This window comes from Novosphingobium umbonatum (genome assembly GCF_004005905.1).
GTDB classification, from domain to species: Bacteria; Pseudomonadota; Alphaproteobacteria; order Sphingomonadales; family Sphingomonadaceae; genus Novosphingobium; species Novosphingobium umbonatum.
The window spans coordinates 292,886-310,634 of the sequence record NZ_SACO01000004.1; the positions used below are offsets into that span (position 1 = coordinate 292,886).

General features: G+C 60.8%; 12 protein-coding genes. 9 read left to right on the top strand and 3 right to left on the bottom strand.

The window, feature by feature from the left end; translation table 11 throughout:
* The first annotated feature begins 59 nt into the window (after nucleotides 1-59).
* From EOE18_RS07655 to EOE18_RS07670, 4 genes are all read left to right on the top strand, one after another.
* Nucleotides 60-2,351 (top strand): TonB-dependent receptor, encoded by a 2,292-nt coding sequence (locus tag EOE18_RS07655; protein ID WP_127707876.1) that lies wholly within the window; start codon nucleotides 60-62, stop codon nucleotides 2,349-2,351.
* Nucleotides 2,352-2,417: 66 nt separating this feature from the next.
* Complete coding sequence (locus EOE18_RS07660) at nucleotides 2,418-3,344, top strand: MBL fold metallo-hydrolase (protein ID WP_164852696.1); 927 nt, start codon at nucleotides 2,418-2,420, stop codon at nucleotides 3,342-3,344.
* Between the two features lie 28 nt (nucleotides 3,345-3,372).
* Entirely contained in the window at nucleotides 3,373-4,347 is a 975-nt protein-coding gene (locus EOE18_RS07665) for an MBL fold metallo-hydrolase (RefSeq protein WP_127707880.1), read from the top strand.
* A 189-nt stretch (nucleotides 4,348-4,536) separates the two neighbouring features.
* The gene (locus tag EOE18_RS07670; protein ID WP_127707882.1) at nucleotides 4,537-5,658 is read left to right on the top strand and encodes a ThuA domain-containing protein; all 1,122 of its coding nucleotides are present in this window, start codon (nucleotides 4,537-4,539) and stop codon (nucleotides 5,656-5,658) included.
* Between the two features lie 51 nt (nucleotides 5,659-5,709).
* Here EOE18_RS07670 and EOE18_RS07675 read toward each other — a convergent pair whose 3' ends face one another.
* A complete protein-coding gene (locus EOE18_RS07675) occupies nucleotides 5,710-8,250 on the bottom strand; it encodes a beta-glucosidase family protein (protein ID WP_220445985.1) in 2,541 nt (846 codons plus the stop codon).
* A gap of 108 nt (nucleotides 8,251-8,358) precedes the next feature.
* Nucleotides 8,359-9,684: an amidohydrolase gene (locus EOE18_RS07680; protein WP_127707884.1), complete on the bottom strand. Its 1,326-nt coding sequence runs from the start codon at nucleotides 9,682-9,684 to the stop codon at nucleotides 8,359-8,361.
* A 274-nt stretch (nucleotides 9,685-9,958) separates the two neighbouring features.
* Between EOE18_RS07680 and EOE18_RS07685 the strand changes: the two genes are divergently transcribed.
* Complete coding sequence (locus tag EOE18_RS07685) at nucleotides 9,959-11,482, top strand: TadE/TadG family type IV pilus assembly protein (protein ID WP_164852697.1); 1,524 nt, start codon at nucleotides 9,959-9,961, stop codon at nucleotides 11,480-11,482.
* A 104-nt stretch (nucleotides 11,483-11,586) separates the two neighbouring features.
* A complete protein-coding gene (locus EOE18_RS07690) occupies nucleotides 11,587-13,143 on the top strand; it encodes an aldehyde dehydrogenase (NADP(+)) (RefSeq protein WP_127707889.1) in 1,557 nt (518 codons plus the stop codon).
* On the opposite strand, the gene EOE18_RS07695 is transcribed toward EOE18_RS07690, so the two are convergent.
* Nucleotides 13,120-14,364, bottom strand: a complete 1,245-nt coding sequence (locus EOE18_RS07695; RefSeq protein WP_127707891.1) for a LysR family transcriptional regulator — start codon at nucleotides 14,362-14,364, stop codon at nucleotides 13,120-13,122. The genes EOE18_RS07690 and EOE18_RS07695 overlap by 24 nt on opposite strands.
* Nucleotides 14,365-14,620: 256 nt before the next feature.
* Between EOE18_RS07695 and EOE18_RS07700 the strand changes: the two genes are divergently transcribed.
* The 3 genes from EOE18_RS07700 (at nucleotide 14,621) to EOE18_RS07710 (ending at nucleotide 17,727) form a co-directional block, all read left to right on the top strand.
* A complete protein-coding gene (locus EOE18_RS07700; protein WP_246027318.1) occupies nucleotides 14,621-15,607 on the top strand; it encodes an ABC transporter substrate-binding protein in 987 nt (328 codons plus the stop codon).
* A 227-nt stretch (nucleotides 15,608-15,834) separates the two neighbouring features.
* Nucleotides 15,835-16,860, top strand: coding sequence for an amidohydrolase family protein (locus tag EOE18_RS07705; RefSeq protein WP_127707895.1), 1,026 nt, complete (start codon nucleotides 15,835-15,837; stop codon nucleotides 16,858-16,860).
* Between the two features lie 18 nt (nucleotides 16,861-16,878).
* Entirely contained in the window at nucleotides 16,879-17,727 is an 849-nt protein-coding gene (locus tag EOE18_RS07710) for an amidohydrolase family protein (protein ID WP_127707897.1), read from the top strand.
* Nucleotides 17,728-17,749: the final 22 nt, after the last annotated feature.

Sequence of the window (17,749 nt, forward strand, 5' to 3'; positions counted from 1 at the left end):
ATCAGATGAAGAATCACAAGGCAGGCCCAAACGCCGCCATCAAACGGGGAGAGAAAACCATGGGATCAAGGTCCTTACGCCTATGCTTGCTGCTGGGCAGCGCACTTAACTTGACCAATGCCGCCTATGCGCAAAGCGCCCCCGAAACGGGTCTGCAGGACATTGTCGTCACCGCCCAACGCCGCGTGGAAAGCGCGCAAAAGGCCGCCGTCGCCATTACCGCCGTTTCGGGCAGCGAACTGATCAAGGCGGGAATTTCCGACACGACCAATCTGCAAAGACTGGCCCCTGCCCTGTCGGTTCAGCCTTCGGGCGGAACGACCAGCATCTATGTGCGCGGGGTGGGGACACAGGCCGGCAATTCCTATGCCGAAAATGCGGTCGGTTTCAATTTCAACGGCGTGTTCATCGCCCGCCCCACCGCGCCTTCGGGCGTCTATTACGACCTGCAACGCGTCGAAGTGGTCAAAGGGCCGCAAGGCACGCTCTATGGCCGCAATGCCACCGGCGGCGCGATCAATGTGTTGCCCAATCGGCCCAAGCTGGGCGAATGGGGCGGTGACATCAATTTAGAAGCAGGCAATTATCAGGCCCGCAAGGCCTCGGCAGCGCTGAACATTCCCTTGGGGCCGATCATGGCGCTTCGCCTTGCGGGCCAGATGATCGACCGCAACGGCTATCTCTCGGACGGCTATGACGATGACAAGGGCGAGGCCGCCCGCGCCTCGCTGCTGATCAAGCCCTCGCCCGATTGGTCGATGACTTTGGTCGCCGATTATTACCACCAACACGGTATGGGCGGGGGCAATGTCCTGTTGCCCGGTTCGGTCGCCACCGCGCCGACGCTAGGCGCGCGGATTGGCGGCGCGGATCCGGTATCGGTTGCCGCCTTGCAGACCTATGCTGCCACCTTGGCCGCGCCCCCCTTTTGCGGCGGCGCCGGTAAACTGGTCTCCAGCGGTTGCGTGATGACGCCCAAGACTGACGGCTATCTACAGGGTGATTTCTGGGGCATCAGCGCCCAGACCGAAGGCAATCTGGGCTTTGCCACGCTCACCCTCATTCCCGCCTATCGCAGCAGTGCGTCCAATTACCGTTCCTACCTGCCCGGCTTCCTGTTGCAAGTGAGCGACCGCTCGCAGCAATTGAGCCTTGAAACCCGCCTTGCCTCGCAAGACACGGGGAAGCTGCGCTATGTACTGGGCGCCTTCTATTTTGCCGAAGACCAGACCGCGACCAACTATTTCGCGCAAGGCAACCTGTCGACCACCCTGTTCAACCCCTTACTCAAAACACAAAGCATCGCCGGTTTCGGCCAATTGACCTATCATCTGACGCCCAAGCTGCGTCTGGTGGTGGGCGGCCGCTATACGCATGAAACCAAGAGCCAGACCACCTCGCTGGCTGCTGGCGGGCTGCCCAACGCGGTCAATCCGGCGCTGGGCGCGGCCTTTTCCGGCCATCTGTCTTTCAACAAGGCGACATGGAAAGCGGGCGTCGAATGGGACGTTGGCCCGCGCTCTTTGGCCTATGCCCATGTGTCCACCGGCTTCAAGGCGGGCGGCTTCTTTGTCGCGGCCCCGCCCGCCAACACATTCGCACCCGAAATGCTCACCGCCTATACGCTGGGCAGCAAGAACCGGTTCTGGGGCAACCGGTTGCAACTCAATGCCGAAGCCTTCTATTGGGATTATACCGACCAACAGATCTCTTTCGTCGGCGGTGTGCCCTCTACCAGCGGGCTTTACACATCGGGCGGGGTGACAGTGAATGCGGGCAAATCCCGTATCTATGGCACCGAAATCGAGGCCCGCTTTGCCCCCAACGGGCATGACCAGTTTGCCGCCACGCTGCAATATCTCAACGGCCGCTATAACAGCCTGCAAACCTCGGTCTTTTCCAATACAGGCGCGGCGGTCCCCACCGGCTGCACCGTCACGGCAAGCCGTCTCGCCAATCCGGGGGTGAATGCCGCGCGTTTCTATGACACGGATTGTTCGGGCAAGCCGACGGTCTATTCGCCCAAATGGACGCTTAATCTGGATTATTCGCATAGTTTCGCGCTGCGCAACGGCATGAAGCTGGTGGCTGGCGCGCGCACTGCCATCAAGTCGGATTTCTATCTCAACGTCAATTTTCAGGACAACGAAAAGCAGGCCGCCTATCGCATGTCGGACGGCTATCTGACGCTGGAAAGCAGCGACCGTCGCTGGGAACTGACCGGTTTCATCAACAATATCGAAGACCGCGCCATTCTGGTCCGTGCAGGCAACCGGCCGATCCTCAACGTTTCCTATGGCACTTTGGCCCCGCCACGCACCTATGGGATGCGCTTTGCCTATCATTTCTGATCGCCCACCCATCGCGTCCGCCATTCCGCAAGGGCGGACGCGATGCAACAAAGGAATGTTCACCTGATGACATGGTGCCAAAGGGGCATGATCCCCGCCGCATTAATGGCCATGGCCGCAATGTCGGGCGCAGGCGCGGCCTATGGGCAAAGCGCCAATCCTCCCCGCATCGTGCTACTGGGCACGGGCGGAGGACCGGGCGGCCGCGTCGATCGGGCGGGCATTGCAACCATGCTGGAGGTGGATGGCAAACGCTATCTGATCGATGCAGGCAGCGGTGTGTCGCGCCAACTTGCCCATGCGGGCGTCGCGGAAAGGGATGTTCCGCTGGTCTTCCTGACCCATCTGCATGATGACCATTATGCAGGGCTAACCGCCTTGGCCAGCTTTGCCTATTCCACACGGGGTAAGGGCCTAACCTTAATTGGCCCCTCGGGCGTAGCCGATCTGGCGCAGGCGGTGGCAGGCGTCATGGCGATCAACAGCCACATACGCACCGCGGAAGGCGGCCAATTACCCTCGCCCGCCCATTTCCTTTCCGCACGCCCTTTGGCGGCGGGCGAGACCTTCTCCGACGGCACCGTAACTGTCCGCGCGGTGGCGAACAGCCATTACACGCTGATCGACCGTTCCAAAGCACCTGAAGCACAATCGCTGTCCTATCGCTTCGACTTTGGCGGGAAATCCGTGGTGTTTACCGGTGATACCGGCCCTTCCGAAGCGGTTGTGGCCTTGGCCAAGGGCGCGGATATCCTGATTTGCGAAATGGCCACCGCAGCCGACCGCGCCGCCGTACCGCCGCCGGTGCAAAAACATATGGACGTCGAACATCTCACCCCTGCCCAGGCGGGCGATCTGGCCCGTCAGGCTGGCGTGCGCCATCTGGTGCTCAGCCATGTCGGCCAGGTGAGCGAGAGCGATCTGACGCAAGTGCGCGCCCATTTTTCCGGCACGGTGACGCTGGGGCGCGATCTGGACATTATCCAACCATAGACCAGCCAAAAGGCTAGGGAGAGAATGCATGCGAAAATCCGGACAATGGCTGCTGATGCTAGCCTGTGGCCTGCTACCCTTGGCGCAGGCCACCGCCCAGACCGCCCAGCCCTATAGTTGGGTCACGCTGGGCACCATGGGCGGGCCGATGCCGCGCGCGGGGCGGAACGAACCGGCCAACCTGCTGATGCGTAGGGGCGAGGCCCATTTGATCGATACAGGCGATGGCGCAATGACCGGCATGGCCTTGGCAGGCGCGGATTATCCCGATTTGCGCTCGATCTGGATCAGCCACATCCATTTCGACCATCTGGGCGGCCTGTTCGCGGTGCTTGGTCTGCGCCTGCAAACGCGCACGACTGTGCCGCTGACCATCTATGGCCCGCCCGGCATGAAGGAGATTGTATCGGGCCTGATCGCCGCCATGCGCCCCAGCGCCTTGTCCGGCTTTGGCATAGAGGGCGAGGTCGCGCTGGATCCGGCCGCCTCCATCCGCGTGGTGGAACTGGATGATGACGCGCAGGTCCAGCAAGATGGCTTTAGAGTCAAAGTAGCCACCAACAGCCATTACAGCTTTGCCCCCGGCAGCGTGGAGGAGCGAACCTATCGCTCGCTCTCTTTCCGCTTTGAACTGCCCGATCGCGCGATCGTCTATACCGGCGACACCGGCCCCAGCGAGAATGTCACCCGACTGGCCCAAGGGGCGGACCTGCTGGTGACGGAAATGATCGATCTGGACGACACTCTGGCCCAGATGAACCGGCGAGTTCGGCATATTTCCGATACGGAAAAGGCCAATATGGCGGCTCATCTTACCCGCCACCATCTCAGCCCCGCCGCCATCGGCATCATGGCGCAAAAGGCAGGCGTCAAAGCTGTGGTCGTCACCCATATTGCCGGTGGCGGCGCCAGCGATGCCGGAGCCGATGCCCGCTATCAGGCCGCAATTGGGCAGCAATACCAAGGCCCTGTCCGCATCGCCAAGGATAGGGACCACTTCTGATCCCGTTTTATGTCCACGCGAAAACCGGCCATCGCTTCCCTAAGGCATGGCCCAAACTGGGGCGGTTTTGCTAGTCACCAGACCGCCCCCTTTTGTTTCAGGATCATCCCCCATATTTTCGCAAATTTCCTGTGGCCAGCAGCGCGAAGGCCGCGCATGATAGCGCAAACACATGGGAGATGAGCCGGAATGCCGACCAAATCTGTTGCCAGCGCCTTGGCGCTTTTGCTGGGCCTTAGTGGCGCCACCAATGCCATGGCCACCACGATGGCCACTCCCCGCCCGATCGATTGCCCGCTGGCCAAGGCGGCTTTTTCGATCGACAGCCCCTTGATCGACATTCTGATCAATCCGGCGGCCAGCGCGATCGTGACCGAGGAACTGGGTGAGAGCTTCACCAAGCTGAACCCTTTCCTCACCGGCACCAGTGCCCCCACTTTCAGCGTGATCGTAACGCTGCGCAGCGTTTACGCCATGAACAAGGCCGATCCTGCCACTTTGGCGCGACTGGACCAAAGGCTGCGCCAGTTGCCGGTCACCGCCGCCGATCAACGGGCCCGCTGCGCCCGCTATGATAATGTCCCCGCCGACCCGCGCCCGTCGGGCAAGGGATTGCATGTGCTGGTGTTTGAAAAGATCAACGGCTTCCTCGACAAGGAATCGGTGGCCACCGCCCGTCATGCGCTCGAAAGCATGGCGCAAGAACGGGGCTGGTCTTTGCAAGTAACCGACAAGGGCGGCGCAATCCGGCCAGAGGTGCTGGCGCACTATGATCTGGTGGTCTGGAACAATATCAGCGGCGATGCGCTAACCCTCACCCAGCGCAAGGCCCTGCGCGAATGGATCACGCGCGGCGGCGGCTTTGTTGGCCTACATGGTGCGGCGGGCGATCCAATGACCTTCTGGGACTGGTATAATGACACATTGATCGGCGCCAGCTTTCTGGGCCATCCGGCCAACCCGCAATTCCGCCCCGCCACGCTGCATGTGGAACAACCCGCGGACGCCACCACAAGCGGCCTGCCCGCCGAATTTCCCATGACCGATGAATGGTATTCCTTCCGCGCCAACCCGCGCCAAAAGGGCGTGCGGGTGCTGCTGACGCTGGACGAGAGCGGTTATAACCCGCCCGAACATCTGGTGATGGGCAAAGACCACCCGATTGCATGGAAACATTGTGTGGGGCGCGGGCGTTCTTTCTACTCCGCGATTGGCCATGTGCCGGCAACCTTTGCCGATCCCAATTACCGGCGCTTCCTCACACAGGCGCTGGAATGGGCGGGCAAACCTGATCCTTCCTGCAAGCCCTGAACCAAAGGCGGCATGGCAGGGCGCTTTCCCCGCCATGCCGCCCATCACCCTTTAACGCTCGATCGTTCCGGCCATTTTCAAATCCGGCAAGGCGGAGGAAACGCCAAGCCAGACCGTAAAGCGCCCCTTGGGGATGACCCATTGATGCGCCTTTTCATTCCACACGCCCAAGGGGTGATGGCTGGCCTTGGCATCGAGCGGGATCGAGACTTTGCGCGTCTCGCCCGCCGCAAGTTCCACTCTGGCAAAGCCGACCAAACGGCGCGGCGGCTGTTTGGCGCCATAGCTGTTGGCGGAGGCGGGCAGCGAGAGATAGGACTGCAAGACCTGCGCGCCCTGACGCTTGCCGGTGTTGGTCACGCTGGCCTCCACCTGCCAAGTATCGCGCGTTTTGCCTTTGACCAGAGCCGGACGTCCCACCGAGAAACTGGTATAGGACAGGCCATGTCCAAACGGAAAGGCCACGCAGGAATTGCCGCCCTTGGCCTGCGCGCAGGTACCGGACGGATTGGCGTCATACCAGCGATAGCCCATCGCCAATTGCTCGCTATAGGTCACCGTCTGCACCTTGCCATCGGGCGAGATCACGCCGGGGAACTGGCTGGTGGTGACATGATCGAGAAAGCCTTTGCCCTCGAACGGCACCGTGACGGGCAATTTGCCCGAAGGGTTGATGCGGCCAAACAGTGCGTCGGCCACGATATTCCCGTCTTCCTGACCCGGAAACCATGCCTCCAGAATGGCTGGCCCCTTGGTCCCGACCAGAGTAGCGGGCATGGCGACCCCCGCATTGTCTTTAAGCACCAAGACCGTCTTGCCCGCCATCGGCTTGCCGCTGGTCGAAGGGGCGGCCATCAGGCGGTTGATCATCGCCACTGTGCCGCTGTTGCGCGCCCGATTATCGCCATCCTTGGTGGTAATCGTGTTCGAATGGCCGGTGTACCAATCCAGCCCGCTGCCCAGTGATGCTGGCGCGGCCAGTTGCTTGCCGCTCTTGTCGGTAAAGGTCGCGCGGTCGGCCCCTTCCTCGGAAATGGTGCCAGCCATCATCACCACCGCATCGGCCTTGCCTGCCTCGGCCAGAGCTTGCGCGAAATCGACGCTTTGGCCGTCAATCGTGGCGATGGCATTGGCATCATCGACCAGAATGAGCTTCACGCTGGCCTGCCCATTACCCAATTCCTTGAGCGCATTACGCAAGCCTTCGATCGGGGGGACGGTGTAATGGGGTACGACGTCCGAACTGCCGCCACCGGCGCCCATCGGTTCGCCCACCACCGCGCCGCCTGCTACGGCTTGCTGGGCATAGACTTGACTGGCCTTACCAATCAACACCAGCGAGCGCAGGTCATGGCGCAAGGGCAAGGCACCATTGTTTTGCAACAGCACCGTGGCCCGTCCGCCGATCTCGCGCGCCTTGCGCCCGCCTGCGGCTACATCGATCGGTTGGCGCGCCAGCTTGCGGTCGAAAATGCCCAGCTTGAACGCCTGCGTATAACGGCGCTCCAAGGCCTCGTCGATGCGGGAGAGGCGGATTTCACCGCTGTCCAGCGCAGCCTTGATCTTGGCCGGCGCCCAATGCAGCGGCAGCGGCATTTCGTGATCGGTGCCATTGTTCAACGTGGCCACCGTGCTTTTCATCGCAAAGAAATCGGATTGGACATAGCCGGTAAAGCCCCAATCCCTACGCAGGACATCGGTCAGCATCTCCTTGTTTTCACAAGAAGACTGGCCATTGACATAATTATAGGCGCACATCACCGCCGCCACTTTGCCATCCTTCACCGCCATTTCAAATGGTAAGAGGTACAGCTCGCGCAGGGTCTGGCGATCGACATTTTCCTGAATGGTCTGGCGGTTGGTTTCCTGCTCATTGGCCACGAAATGTTTGACCATGGCGATCAACCCCTTGGACTGCAAAGCCTTGGTCTCGGCCACCGCCATCGCCCCGCTCAGATAGGGGTCTTCACCGAAATACTCCATATTGCGGCCCAGGATCGGCAAGCGGGCGAGATTGACACCCGGCGCTTCAAACACATGGAGTCCCAGAGCGCGCATTTCATCGGCAATCACATCGCCATACATCGCGCCCACCGCCGGATCAAAGGAGGCCGCCGCCCCGACCGCCGAAGGCAGCGCCGTCGCCTTGGCCGAACTGGAATGCGAATAGGCCTGCGAAATATCGCCAAAACCGGGCATATGCAGCACATTCTTGGCCACTTCATGCGATACGCAGTCATTCTGGCCCAATCCGACCGGACCATTGGTGATGCGGAAAGTGGGTATATCCAGCTCGGCAATGCCGCTGACATGGCGTCCGCCAAAACATTCGGGCAGATCGGGCAGCGTTTCCGGCTTGGCACCGGTCAATTGCTGCAATTTCTGGTCCAACGTCATGGCCGCGATCAGCATTTTGGCCCGCTGGCGCGCAATGGCCTCGCGGGCCTCGTCGCTGGAGGCCGCCTGTTGCTGCGCTACCAAGGGCGGGGCCATCCATGCATTGCCCGTTTCCGCCGCACAGGCCGTGGTGGCGACAGCCACCGCCGCCACCGCGCCGCTACAAAGAGCAAGACGCTTCCATGTCGTCATCATACCAATCCACTCCACCATTATTGTATTTTATGGAGTATATTGGTACGTCCAATTTTTCACAAAAGCCAGATCAATTTTTGCAACTGGAATACCATTAAGGCTCCAGCCCTATTTCCTCGCCACGCTCATCACCGCCAAACTCAACACCTCTACCCCGGTGCGGATCGATGGCTCTGCCAGAGGGGCAAAGTAGGGTGAATGGTTGACCGGCACCGGCTTACCCTCCTCCTTCAACCTTTCCAGCAGCTTGGGATCGCTGCCGCCAATGCTGAAGAACACAGAACGAGAAACACCCGCGTTGACAAATTCCGAATAATCCTCGCTCGCCGTCCATCCCGGCTTGAACTCCGGTTCCAGCGTTACCCGCCCAGCGCCCAAGGCCGATGTCAAAACCGTCGCAGAACTGGCCGCCAACGCGCTGTCATTCACCACGCTCTTGCCGCCCTGCCCATGGACAATATCGGGAGCGGGGGCATTGGACATGGCCGCCACGCCCTTGGCCGTGGTCACAATCCCGTCGAGCAGCACTTTACGCACATCGGCGTCGAAAGAACGCACCGTCAATTGCAACACCGCATTGTCGGGGATGATATTGCCCACCGTTCCGGCATGAAAACTGCCCACGGTCACCACGCCGAATTTTTGCGGGTCCTTCTGGCGGCTGATCACCGTTTGCACATCCTGCACAAAGCGGGCGCCCATCACGATCGGGTCAATGCTTTTGTCCGGCATCGATCCATGCGCGCCCTGCCCGTTGAACGTAATGCGGAAAGAATCGGAATTGGAGGTCGCCACCCCCTGCTTGACCGACACCGCCCCCGCCACATCGGCGCCAACATGGGCAGCAAAGGCATAGTCGGGCTTGGGAAAGCGGGTGAACAGCCCATCAGCCAACATGCCCTGCGCCCCGCCGCCGCCTTCCTCGGCAGGCTGACCAATGAAGACCAGCGTACCCTTCCACTGCGATTTTAGCGCGACCAGCGCCTGTGCCGTGCCCAGCCACCATGCCATATGCACATCATGGCCACAGGCATGCATGGTGGCGCTGACCTTGCCGCCGACCGTTTGCTGCGCGGTGCTGGCCCATGGCAGGCCGGTCTTTTCCTCCAAAGGCAGCGCATCCATCTCGGTCCGCACCAGCACCACCGGCCCCGCCCCATTGCGCAGCACGCCCACCACGCCGGTTTTGCCCACATGCTCGGTCACGTCAAAACCCAGCTTGCGCAGTTTCTCCGCTAGAATGGCAGCGGTGCGGACCTCTTGAAAGCCCACTTCGGGATGGCTGTGCAAATCCTTGTAAAGCGCTTCAAGTTCCGCCCAGTTCCGGTCCACCACACCGTCAATCTGCGCCTTGGCCGCCGCAGGTGCCAAGGCCGCCGCCTGCGCCGGGTTGGCGATCAAGGTGGATGCCAGAAGCAAGAAGGGAAAGCGCATGAGTTAACTCCCGATGATACAAGGTCTTGGCACGCAAGGCGCGATAGCGGCAGATTTGCACAATCCATCAGGCAAGGCCATCAGCAGATTGCCCCATGCTGACCCAAAGGAACCCCGCCTTACCCTAGGGGCAACTCTTAGGTGCCTGCTGAGATTTCGCTCAAACCCTATGGTTAAAAGCGGAATAATGTTTTTGCCAAAGGGTCGCCACCAAAGGACGCAAAGCACCGCCACGCCTCGTGGTGGACGCTCTTTTGCGCCTGCGTCATGGCTTGTGAGAATTTGGCCCCGATTGTGGCATGATGCGCGCGGTAATGTGCTGATGATGTGCGGCTTCATTCTGGTGCCGCTGATCTTCGCCATTGGCTTTGGCATAGATTACAGCCGCGCCATGCGTTTGCAGACCATCCTCAACGCCGCCGCCGATTCCGCCGCGCTGAGCGCGGTGAGCAACACGGCCATGGCGGGCACGACACAGGCGGCGCAAACCACCGCCATCAATATGTTCAAGGCACAGGTCACCGGCCTGACCGGACTGGTGTTTGACAGCAGCACCGACATAACGGTCACCATCACCACCACATCCTCGGCCTCCTCGGCCTCGGTGCGGACCGCAACGGTGGCATGGCGGGCCAAATCGACCAACTTGTTTTCCAGCATTCTCAAATCCGGCTCTTTGGCCATTGCGGGCACCGCCAAGGCCGCAGCCTCCAAGGCGCCCTATATCAATTATTACCTGTTGCTGGACATCAGCCCCTCCATGCTGTTGCCCACCACCACAGCGGGCATGGACGCCCTGCGCAACGCGACCAAGGCGCGTTCCAATTCCCCCTATGGCTGCACCTTTGCCTGCCACACATCCACCGCGCATAATAATAACATTTATATCCAGAACACCGCAGGGCAGGACATCTGGCTGGACAGTTCGAACAATGCGTGGCCGGTTTCCAGTATTCAGAACGGCTATGTTTACAGCAGTTCCTATCGCAACGGCTCGCAGCCTGTCGGCGCATTCAGCAGCGGCGTCTATGCCGACACCCATTGGTTATCGCGCAATTATTCCAGCCTTTATGGCGGTTCGGTCAGCATTCCCCTGCGCATCGACGCCGAGACCGAAGCCTCGCGCGATTTGATCGAGACCGCCCAATCCTACGCCGCCAGCAACAATGTCACCTATAAAATGCAAATCTTCAGCTTTGACTGGCCGCGTCAAAATGAAAACGTTCCGGTTCGGGCCGTTACATCATCCATGGCAGACGTCAATTCGATGAGCAGGTCATCCGTTCCCGACCTTTATACACAACAGGTGCGATGGTATTCCAATTTTTGCCCCGGACAAAACTACTGCATCAACGATGAAGCATCCCAATTCACGACGACACTATCCTTGGCGAAAAGCTATATCCCGACCGCCGGTGACGGAACCACGTCAGCAAAGGCTAAGCAAGTTCTGCTGATCATCACTGATGGTATGCTGGATGAGTCGCGTAATGGATCGCGCTATGTTGGCGAAATGCATGCCGATACGTTGACGCAATGCAGCGCGATCAAAGCCAAAGGCGTGATGATCGGCGTGCTTTACACCACTTATGATTCGGCCACCCTTACCGGCGATTCGTGGTCAACCTCGGTTGTGGCCCCGCGCATCCCCTATGTCGCCCCTGCGCTCAAATCCTGCGCCTCCACCACCTCGTCTGGCGAGGTCATGTTTTACGAGGTGGGGGCCAATGGCGATATTTCCGCCGCGCTTGCCTCGCTGTTTGCCATGACCATGCAATCGGCACGCCTGACCCAATAAACGCAAAGCCGATTTTCAATCTGAGGCTGGGCAGAAACGATCGGTCGGCATAGGGATGCAGGCCCTAAACACCTGCGCCAGCCTTACAGCCAAAAGGAATTCCCATGGATGGTCTCTCTTTGATCGGTGCCCGCCGCGTAGCGGGCAGCGCCATTTTCCACGGCATCGAAGCCGCCACCGGCGCGCCCTTGCCCGGCGATTTCTCGGTCACCCCGCCCGAAGCTTTGGCGCAGGCCTGTGAACTGGCAAGCGAGGGTTTTGATGCTTACCGCGAAACCACGCCCGAACAACGCGCCACTTTCCTTGAAACCATCGCCACCGCCATCGAGGCCCGCGCCGAAGCGATCATCGCCCGCGCCATGCTGGAAAGTGGCCTGCCACAGGGTCGTTTGACGGGCGAATTGGCCCGCACCACGGGCCAATTGCGCCTGTTTGCCAAAGTTCTGAGTGAAGGCGTATGGGCCGGTGTCATCATCGAACCCGCCCTGCCCGAACGCCAGCCCCTGCCCCGCCCCGACCTGCGCAGCCGCCAGATTGCAGTCGGCCCCGTCGCGGTGTTCGGCGCGTCCAACTTCCCGCTGGCCTTCAGCGTGGCGGGCGGTGACACGGCCTCTGCCTTGGCCGCTGGCTGCCCCGTGGTGGTCAAGGCCCATCCCGCCCATCCCGGCACCTCGCTGCTCGTGGGTGAGGCGATTGCCGAAGCGGTCGCCACTTGCGGCCTGCCCGAAGGCGTGTTCAGCATGGTGCAAGGCCCCGATCACGCTTTGGGAACTGCGCTGGTGGCCAATCCCCATATCAAGGCAGTGGGCTTCACCGGATCGCGTGGCGGTGGCATGGCCTTGATGGCCGTGGCCGCAGCGCGCCCCGAGCCGATCCCCGTCTATGCCGAAATGAGCAGCATCAACCCCGTCATCCTCGCCCCCGCCGCCTTGGCCGACAAGGGCGAGGCGCTGGCCAAGGCCTTTGTCGGCTCGCTCAGCCTGTTTGCCGGTCAGTTCTGCACCAACCCCGGCCTCGTGCTGGCACTCGAAGGGCCCGAGCTTGACCAGTTCCTGACCCATGCCGCGCAGGCCTTGGCGCAAGTGCCCGCGCAGGTGATGCTGACCGGCGGCATTGCCAAGGCCTATCAGCAAGGCATCGCCACGCTGCAAAGCCAGAGCGGCGTCGAAGTCTTGGCCACTGGCGTCGAGAGCGGCGGGACGGTCGAAGGCGCGGCTAGCTTGCTGGCGGTCGCTGCCTCCGCCCTGCTGGCCAACCCTGCGCTGACCCATGAAGTCTTCGGCCCCTCCTCGCTGGTGGTGCGCTGCCGCGATACGGCGGAAATGCTTGCCGTGCTGGAAGGTCTGGAAGGGCAATTGACCGCCACGCTGCATATTGTCGAGGCCGATTATCCCCTCGCCGCCAGCCTGATGCCTGTGCTGGAACGCAAGGTGGGGCGCATTCTGGCCAATGGTTGGCCCACCGGCGTGGAAGTCAGCCGTTCCATGGTCCATGGCGGCCCCTTCCCCGCTACCAGCGACCCGCGCACAACCTCGGTAGGCGCCATGGCCATCCATCGCTTCCTGCGTCCGGTATGCTATCAGGCGCTGCCCGATGCGTTGTTGCCCGCCGCCTTGCAAGCGGGCAACCCGCTCAACCTACCCCGCCACCAGTTCGACTGAACGCGTCGTCCGCGAGGCGGCCATCTTCTCGTGGATAATCTGGATAAATTCCGCGTGGGCGCGGGTGGGCAACCACCCCGCCCGCGTGGTGATCCCGATCGAGGGCACCGGCGAAATCGGGCCAAAGGGCAAAGCCGCCATGCCTTCGCCTTCATGCTGCAATTCATAGGATGTCATCAGGGTCAGCCGGTCACTGGCCAACAGCAATTGTTTGATGATAGGCAAGGCCGTGGTCGCCACCGGCTTGCGAATTTCCTCATGGCCGGGGAACAATTGCTCGAAACAGGCGCGGCGGCTTGAACCGGGTGCGCCCACCAGCCATTCGCAATCCACCAGATCCTCGGCGCTGACCTTGTCCTGACGCAGCAAGGGATGTCCTTTACGCGCCACCACCGAATAGGGTGTGCGGGTCAGGGCCGCGCAATCAAGGTCATCGGCAGCCTCCAGAGGCACCAGACCCACCACGAAATCCACATCACCGGCCCGCAGGCGCTTGAGCATTTCGGCCGCGCTTTCATTGCGCACCAGCACCTGCGCGCGCGGTTCGCGCAGCAGATAATCCTCCAGCACCGAGGCCAGCAGCACATTGCCGCCCAAAGGCATGGCGCCCACGGTAATCGGCGTTACCTCGCTGCCATGTTCGGCGCCCAGTTCGCGGATGCCCCATTCGATCTCTTGCAGGCTCAGCTTGAACCGGCGGCCCAATTCCATCGCGTCCACCGTGGGCACCGTGCCCGCCGCCGTGCGATAGAACAGGCTCTTGCGCATATTGCTTTCCAGATCACGCGCGGCGCGCTGCAAAGTGGCAGGCGACAGGCCCAGAACCTGCGCGGCAGGGGCAATATTGCCCGCCTCGACAATCGCGATCAGCGCGCGCACCTGCGAGCGCAACAGGCGGCCTGCAACAGCCCGCGCGCCGCCCTCGCCACCTTCTACGCCAAAGGCCACCAAAGCCTCCTCAAACTGGGCGAGGAAGCGCGAGACGCGGCGGTAGAACACCTCGCCATCATGGTTGAGATAGGAGCCGCTGGCGCGCCTTTCCACCAGCCTTGCGCCAACCAGTTCCTCCAGCTTGGAGAGTGATTGAGTTACCGCCGGTTGTGATAAGTTACAGTCTTCTGAAGCACGGCGCACACTCTGGAGTCGGCCGATGCTCTCGAACAGTTTCAACTGCCGGAAACTGATAGCATCTACGTTGGAAATACGGCTATTTTTCGCCATTTATTGTCACCTTGGCAACCCTCGTCCGTGGCCCTACTTATCTCTATCGAAAACACATTTCCAGTGGCAATTGCGATACAGTTGCAAAACATCTTTTGAATAGCCCGTAAATCCGCTTGCCCGCCTGCATCGGCAAACCGCAAGGCAAGGTCTATTCAAAGCGTGTCGCAAGCCTTTGGTATGTGGGCGCGGCCATTGACGATGGGCCCCTGCGCGCAAAGAGATGCAGCGCGTTCCAAGCTTGGGGAGAGATCCAGTGTCCAAACTGAAACTGAAAATTGCCATTTCGACGGAGCATCCGCATACGGCGGCGATCCGTTCGGGCGAAATCGAAATCGAGGGCGTCGAGCCCGAATTCATTGTCACCAAGCCGCAGATCGGCGCTTTCCGCCGCATGGTCCGCGATCTGGCCTTTGACGTTTGCGAAATCGCGCCCACCACCTACATCATTGCTCGAGCCTATGGTAAGCCTTTCAAGGCGCTGCCGATTTTCGTCGTCCGCCGCTTCCACCATTCGGGCCTGCTGGTGCGCCCCGATGCGGGCATCACCAGCCCCAAGGATCTGGAAGGCAAGCAATGCGGCGTGCGCGCCTACTCCGTCACCACCGGCGTTTGGACGCGCCAAGTGTTGATCGACGAATTCGGCGTCGACAACAACAAGATCACCTGGTGGGTGGATGATGAAGAGCATGTGCAGGAGTTGAACCTGCCCGCCAATGTCAAGCATGTCCCCGCTGGCGACAGTCTGGCCGATATGATGGCGCGCGGCGATATCATCGCCGGTTTCGAAGGCGCGGCAGGCATTGGCCGCACCGGCGCGCCGACCGGCGGTTGGCAGGAAGTGGAAACCAACTATCCCGACCTGTTCCCCAATGCGGTCGAACTGGAAACGGAATATTACGCCCGCACCAAGGTTTATCCGATGCATGGCACGATTGTGGTCAAGGATTCGGTGCTGGAGGAACATCCCTGGGTGGCCAAGTCGCTCAACGATGCCTTTACCAAGGCCAAGGACCTGTGGCTGGAAAAGATGCATTCGGGCGAGGATAGCAGCAAGGTTGCCTTGAAGTACAAGGCGCTGACCCAGATCGTCGGCCATGACCCGCTGCCCTATGGCATCGAGGAAAACCGCGCCACGATCGAAGCTCTGGAAAAGACCGCTTTCGATCAAGGGCTGATCCCGCGCCGCATGAGCATGGACGAATTGTTCGTTGACCCGAGCAAGGTCAGCCAGACCGCCTGACCATCGCAATTTCAATACCCCACCTGCGCCATGGCAAGCTCTCAAGCCCTTGCCGTGGCGCTTTTCTTTGGGGCTTCGCCCGCGTTCGTACCCATGGCCCCCACCCCTTGCCTGCGATCAAGTCTTATCCATCGCGACCCAGAATCAATGTCCGCAAAGCCGCCGTCCGGCCTAGGATCAGGGCAACCTTGTAAAACACGCTGGGGCGATGCCCCACGGGAGATAGCATGATCATCGATTGCCACGGCCATTTCACGACCGTCCCCAAGTCCTTCCGCGATTTCCGTGCCGCGCAGGTTGCCAATGCCGAAACTCCTGCCAGCGCCCCGCCTTTGTCGGCGGCCCATGTGTCGGATGATGAAATCCGCGAAGGCGTTGGCAATGGCCAGTTAAAGCTGCAACAGGAGCGCGGTTCGGACATCACCCTGTTCTCGCCCATCGCGGGCCTGATGAGCCACCATCTGGGCAATGAGCGCACCAGTCTGGAATGGGCAACGATCAGCAATGATCTGGTTCGCCGCGTGTGCGATATCTATCCCGACAATTTCGTTCCGGTGGGCATGTTGCCGCAATCGCCCTATGCCCCGCCGAAGAATTCGGTTCCCGAACTGAAGCGCATCGTTAACGAGCTGGGCTTTGTCGGCGTGAATGTGAACCCCGACCCGACCGGTGGTTACTGGACCGGCAAGCCCTTCACCGACAAGGAATGGTATCCCCTGTTCGAAGCCCTGTGCGAGCTGGACGTGCCCGCGATGGTGCATGTCGCCGCCAGCTGCAACCCCAATTTCCACGGCACGGGCGCGCATTATCTCAATGCTGACACCAGCGTGTTCATGCAGATCCTGCAATCGAACCTGTTTCAGGATTTCCCCACTTTGCGTCTGGTTATCCCGCATGGTGGCGGCGCTGTGCCTTATCACTGGGGCCGCTATCGCGGCATGAGCCTTGAAATGATGGACCGTCCGCTCGAAGGGCTGCTGGACAATATTTTCTTCGACACCTGCGTCTATCACCACCCCGGCGTGGAACTGCTGACCAAGGTGGTCCCCACCTCCAACGTGCTGTTCGGCAGCGAAATGATCGGCGCCGTGCGCGGCAAGGACCCCTGCACCGGCCATTATTTCGACGATACCAAGCGCTATGTCGACGCCTGCGAGGCGCTGAGCGAAGCCGATCGTCACGCCATTTACGAAGGCAATGCCCGCCGCGTCTATCCGCGTCTGGACGCCCATCTGAAGGCCAAAGGCCTCTAACCTTTCCGGAGAGAATGCATGAGCATTATCGACATCCATCCGCATATCATCTCGGATGACGAGACCCGCTATCCCCCTGCGCCTTTGTTTGGCAAGCGTTCGGAATGGTCGCAGGAACGCCCCAACACCGTCGAAGCGTTGATCGCGGCGATGGACGATGCCGGTGTCGCCAAGGCGGCGGTGGTTCACTCCTCCACCACCTATGGTTTTGACAATTCCTATGTGGTGGATGGCTGCAACGCCTATGCCGATCGTCTGCTGGCGGTGGGCAGCGTGGATGTGGCCGCACCCGATGCGGTGGCCACGATCAAGGATTGGGCCGCCAAGGGGCTGAAAGGCCTGCGCATCTTCACCGGCGGGTCGACCAAGGATTTCGACCCCACCGAGCTGGAGAACCCTGCCGCCTATCCGGCGTGGGAATTGTTGGGGGAACTGGGCATTCCCATGTGCATCCAGACCGGCCCCATCGGCCTGCCGCAGGTGCGCGATCTGGCCACCCGCTTTGCCAATGTGAACATCATCCTTGACCATCTGGGTCGCCCCGATGTGCTGGATGGCCCCCCTTATGCCAATGCGCAAAGCCTGTGGGACATGGCCGATCTGAGCAATGTCTATATGAAGCTGACCCCGCGCATCATGGGCGATGTGAAGAAGGGCGAGGCCCGCCCCGAAACCTTCTTCCCCAAGGTGGTTGAAACCTTTGGCGCCGATCGTCTGGCTTGGGGTTCAAACTTCCCCACCTCGCCGGGCACTTTGGCCGAAATTCTGGCCACCGCGCAGGATCGTTTGGCCTGCCTGTCGAATGAAGACCGCGCGTGGATCTTTGGCAAGACCGCGCAGAAGCTTTATCCCGATCTGGCCGATTAATAGCAAGAATAACTGTTCGAGA

Bases quoted from the DNA above. Each gene is read 5' to 3' on its own strand.
- EOE18_RS07705 (WP_127707895.1), top strand. From the start codon at position 15,835: ATGATCATCGATTGCCACGGCCATTTCACGACCGTCCCCAAGTCCTTC.
- EOE18_RS07680 (WP_127707884.1), bottom strand. From the start codon at position 9,684: ATGCGCTTTCCCTTCTTGCTTCTGGCATCCACCTTGATCGCCAACCCG.
- EOE18_RS07710 (WP_127707897.1), top strand. From the start codon at position 16,879: ATGAGCATTATCGACATCCATCCGCATATCATCTCGGATGACGAGACC.
- EOE18_RS07655 (WP_127707876.1), top strand. From the start codon at position 60: ATGGGATCAAGGTCCTTACGCCTATGCTTGCTGCTGGGCAGCGCACTT.
- EOE18_RS07695 (WP_127707891.1), bottom strand. From the start codon at position 14,364: ATGGCGAAAAATAGCCGTATTTCCAACGTAGATGCTATCAGTTTCCGG.
- EOE18_RS07670 (WP_127707882.1), top strand. From the start codon at position 4,537: ATGCCGACCAAATCTGTTGCCAGCGCCTTGGCGCTTTTGCTGGGCCTT.
- EOE18_RS07690 (WP_127707889.1), top strand. From the start codon at position 11,587: ATGGATGGTCTCTCTTTGATCGGTGCCCGCCGCGTAGCGGGCAGCGCC.
- EOE18_RS07660 (WP_164852696.1), top strand. From the start codon at position 2,418: ATGACATGGTGCCAAAGGGGCATGATCCCCGCCGCATTAATGGCCATG.
- EOE18_RS07665 (WP_127707880.1), top strand. From the start codon at position 3,373: ATGCGAAAATCCGGACAATGGCTGCTGATGCTAGCCTGTGGCCTGCTA.
- EOE18_RS07675 (WP_220445985.1), bottom strand. From the start codon at position 8,250: ATGATGACGACATGGAAGCGTCTTGCTCTTTGTAGCGGCGCGGTGGCG.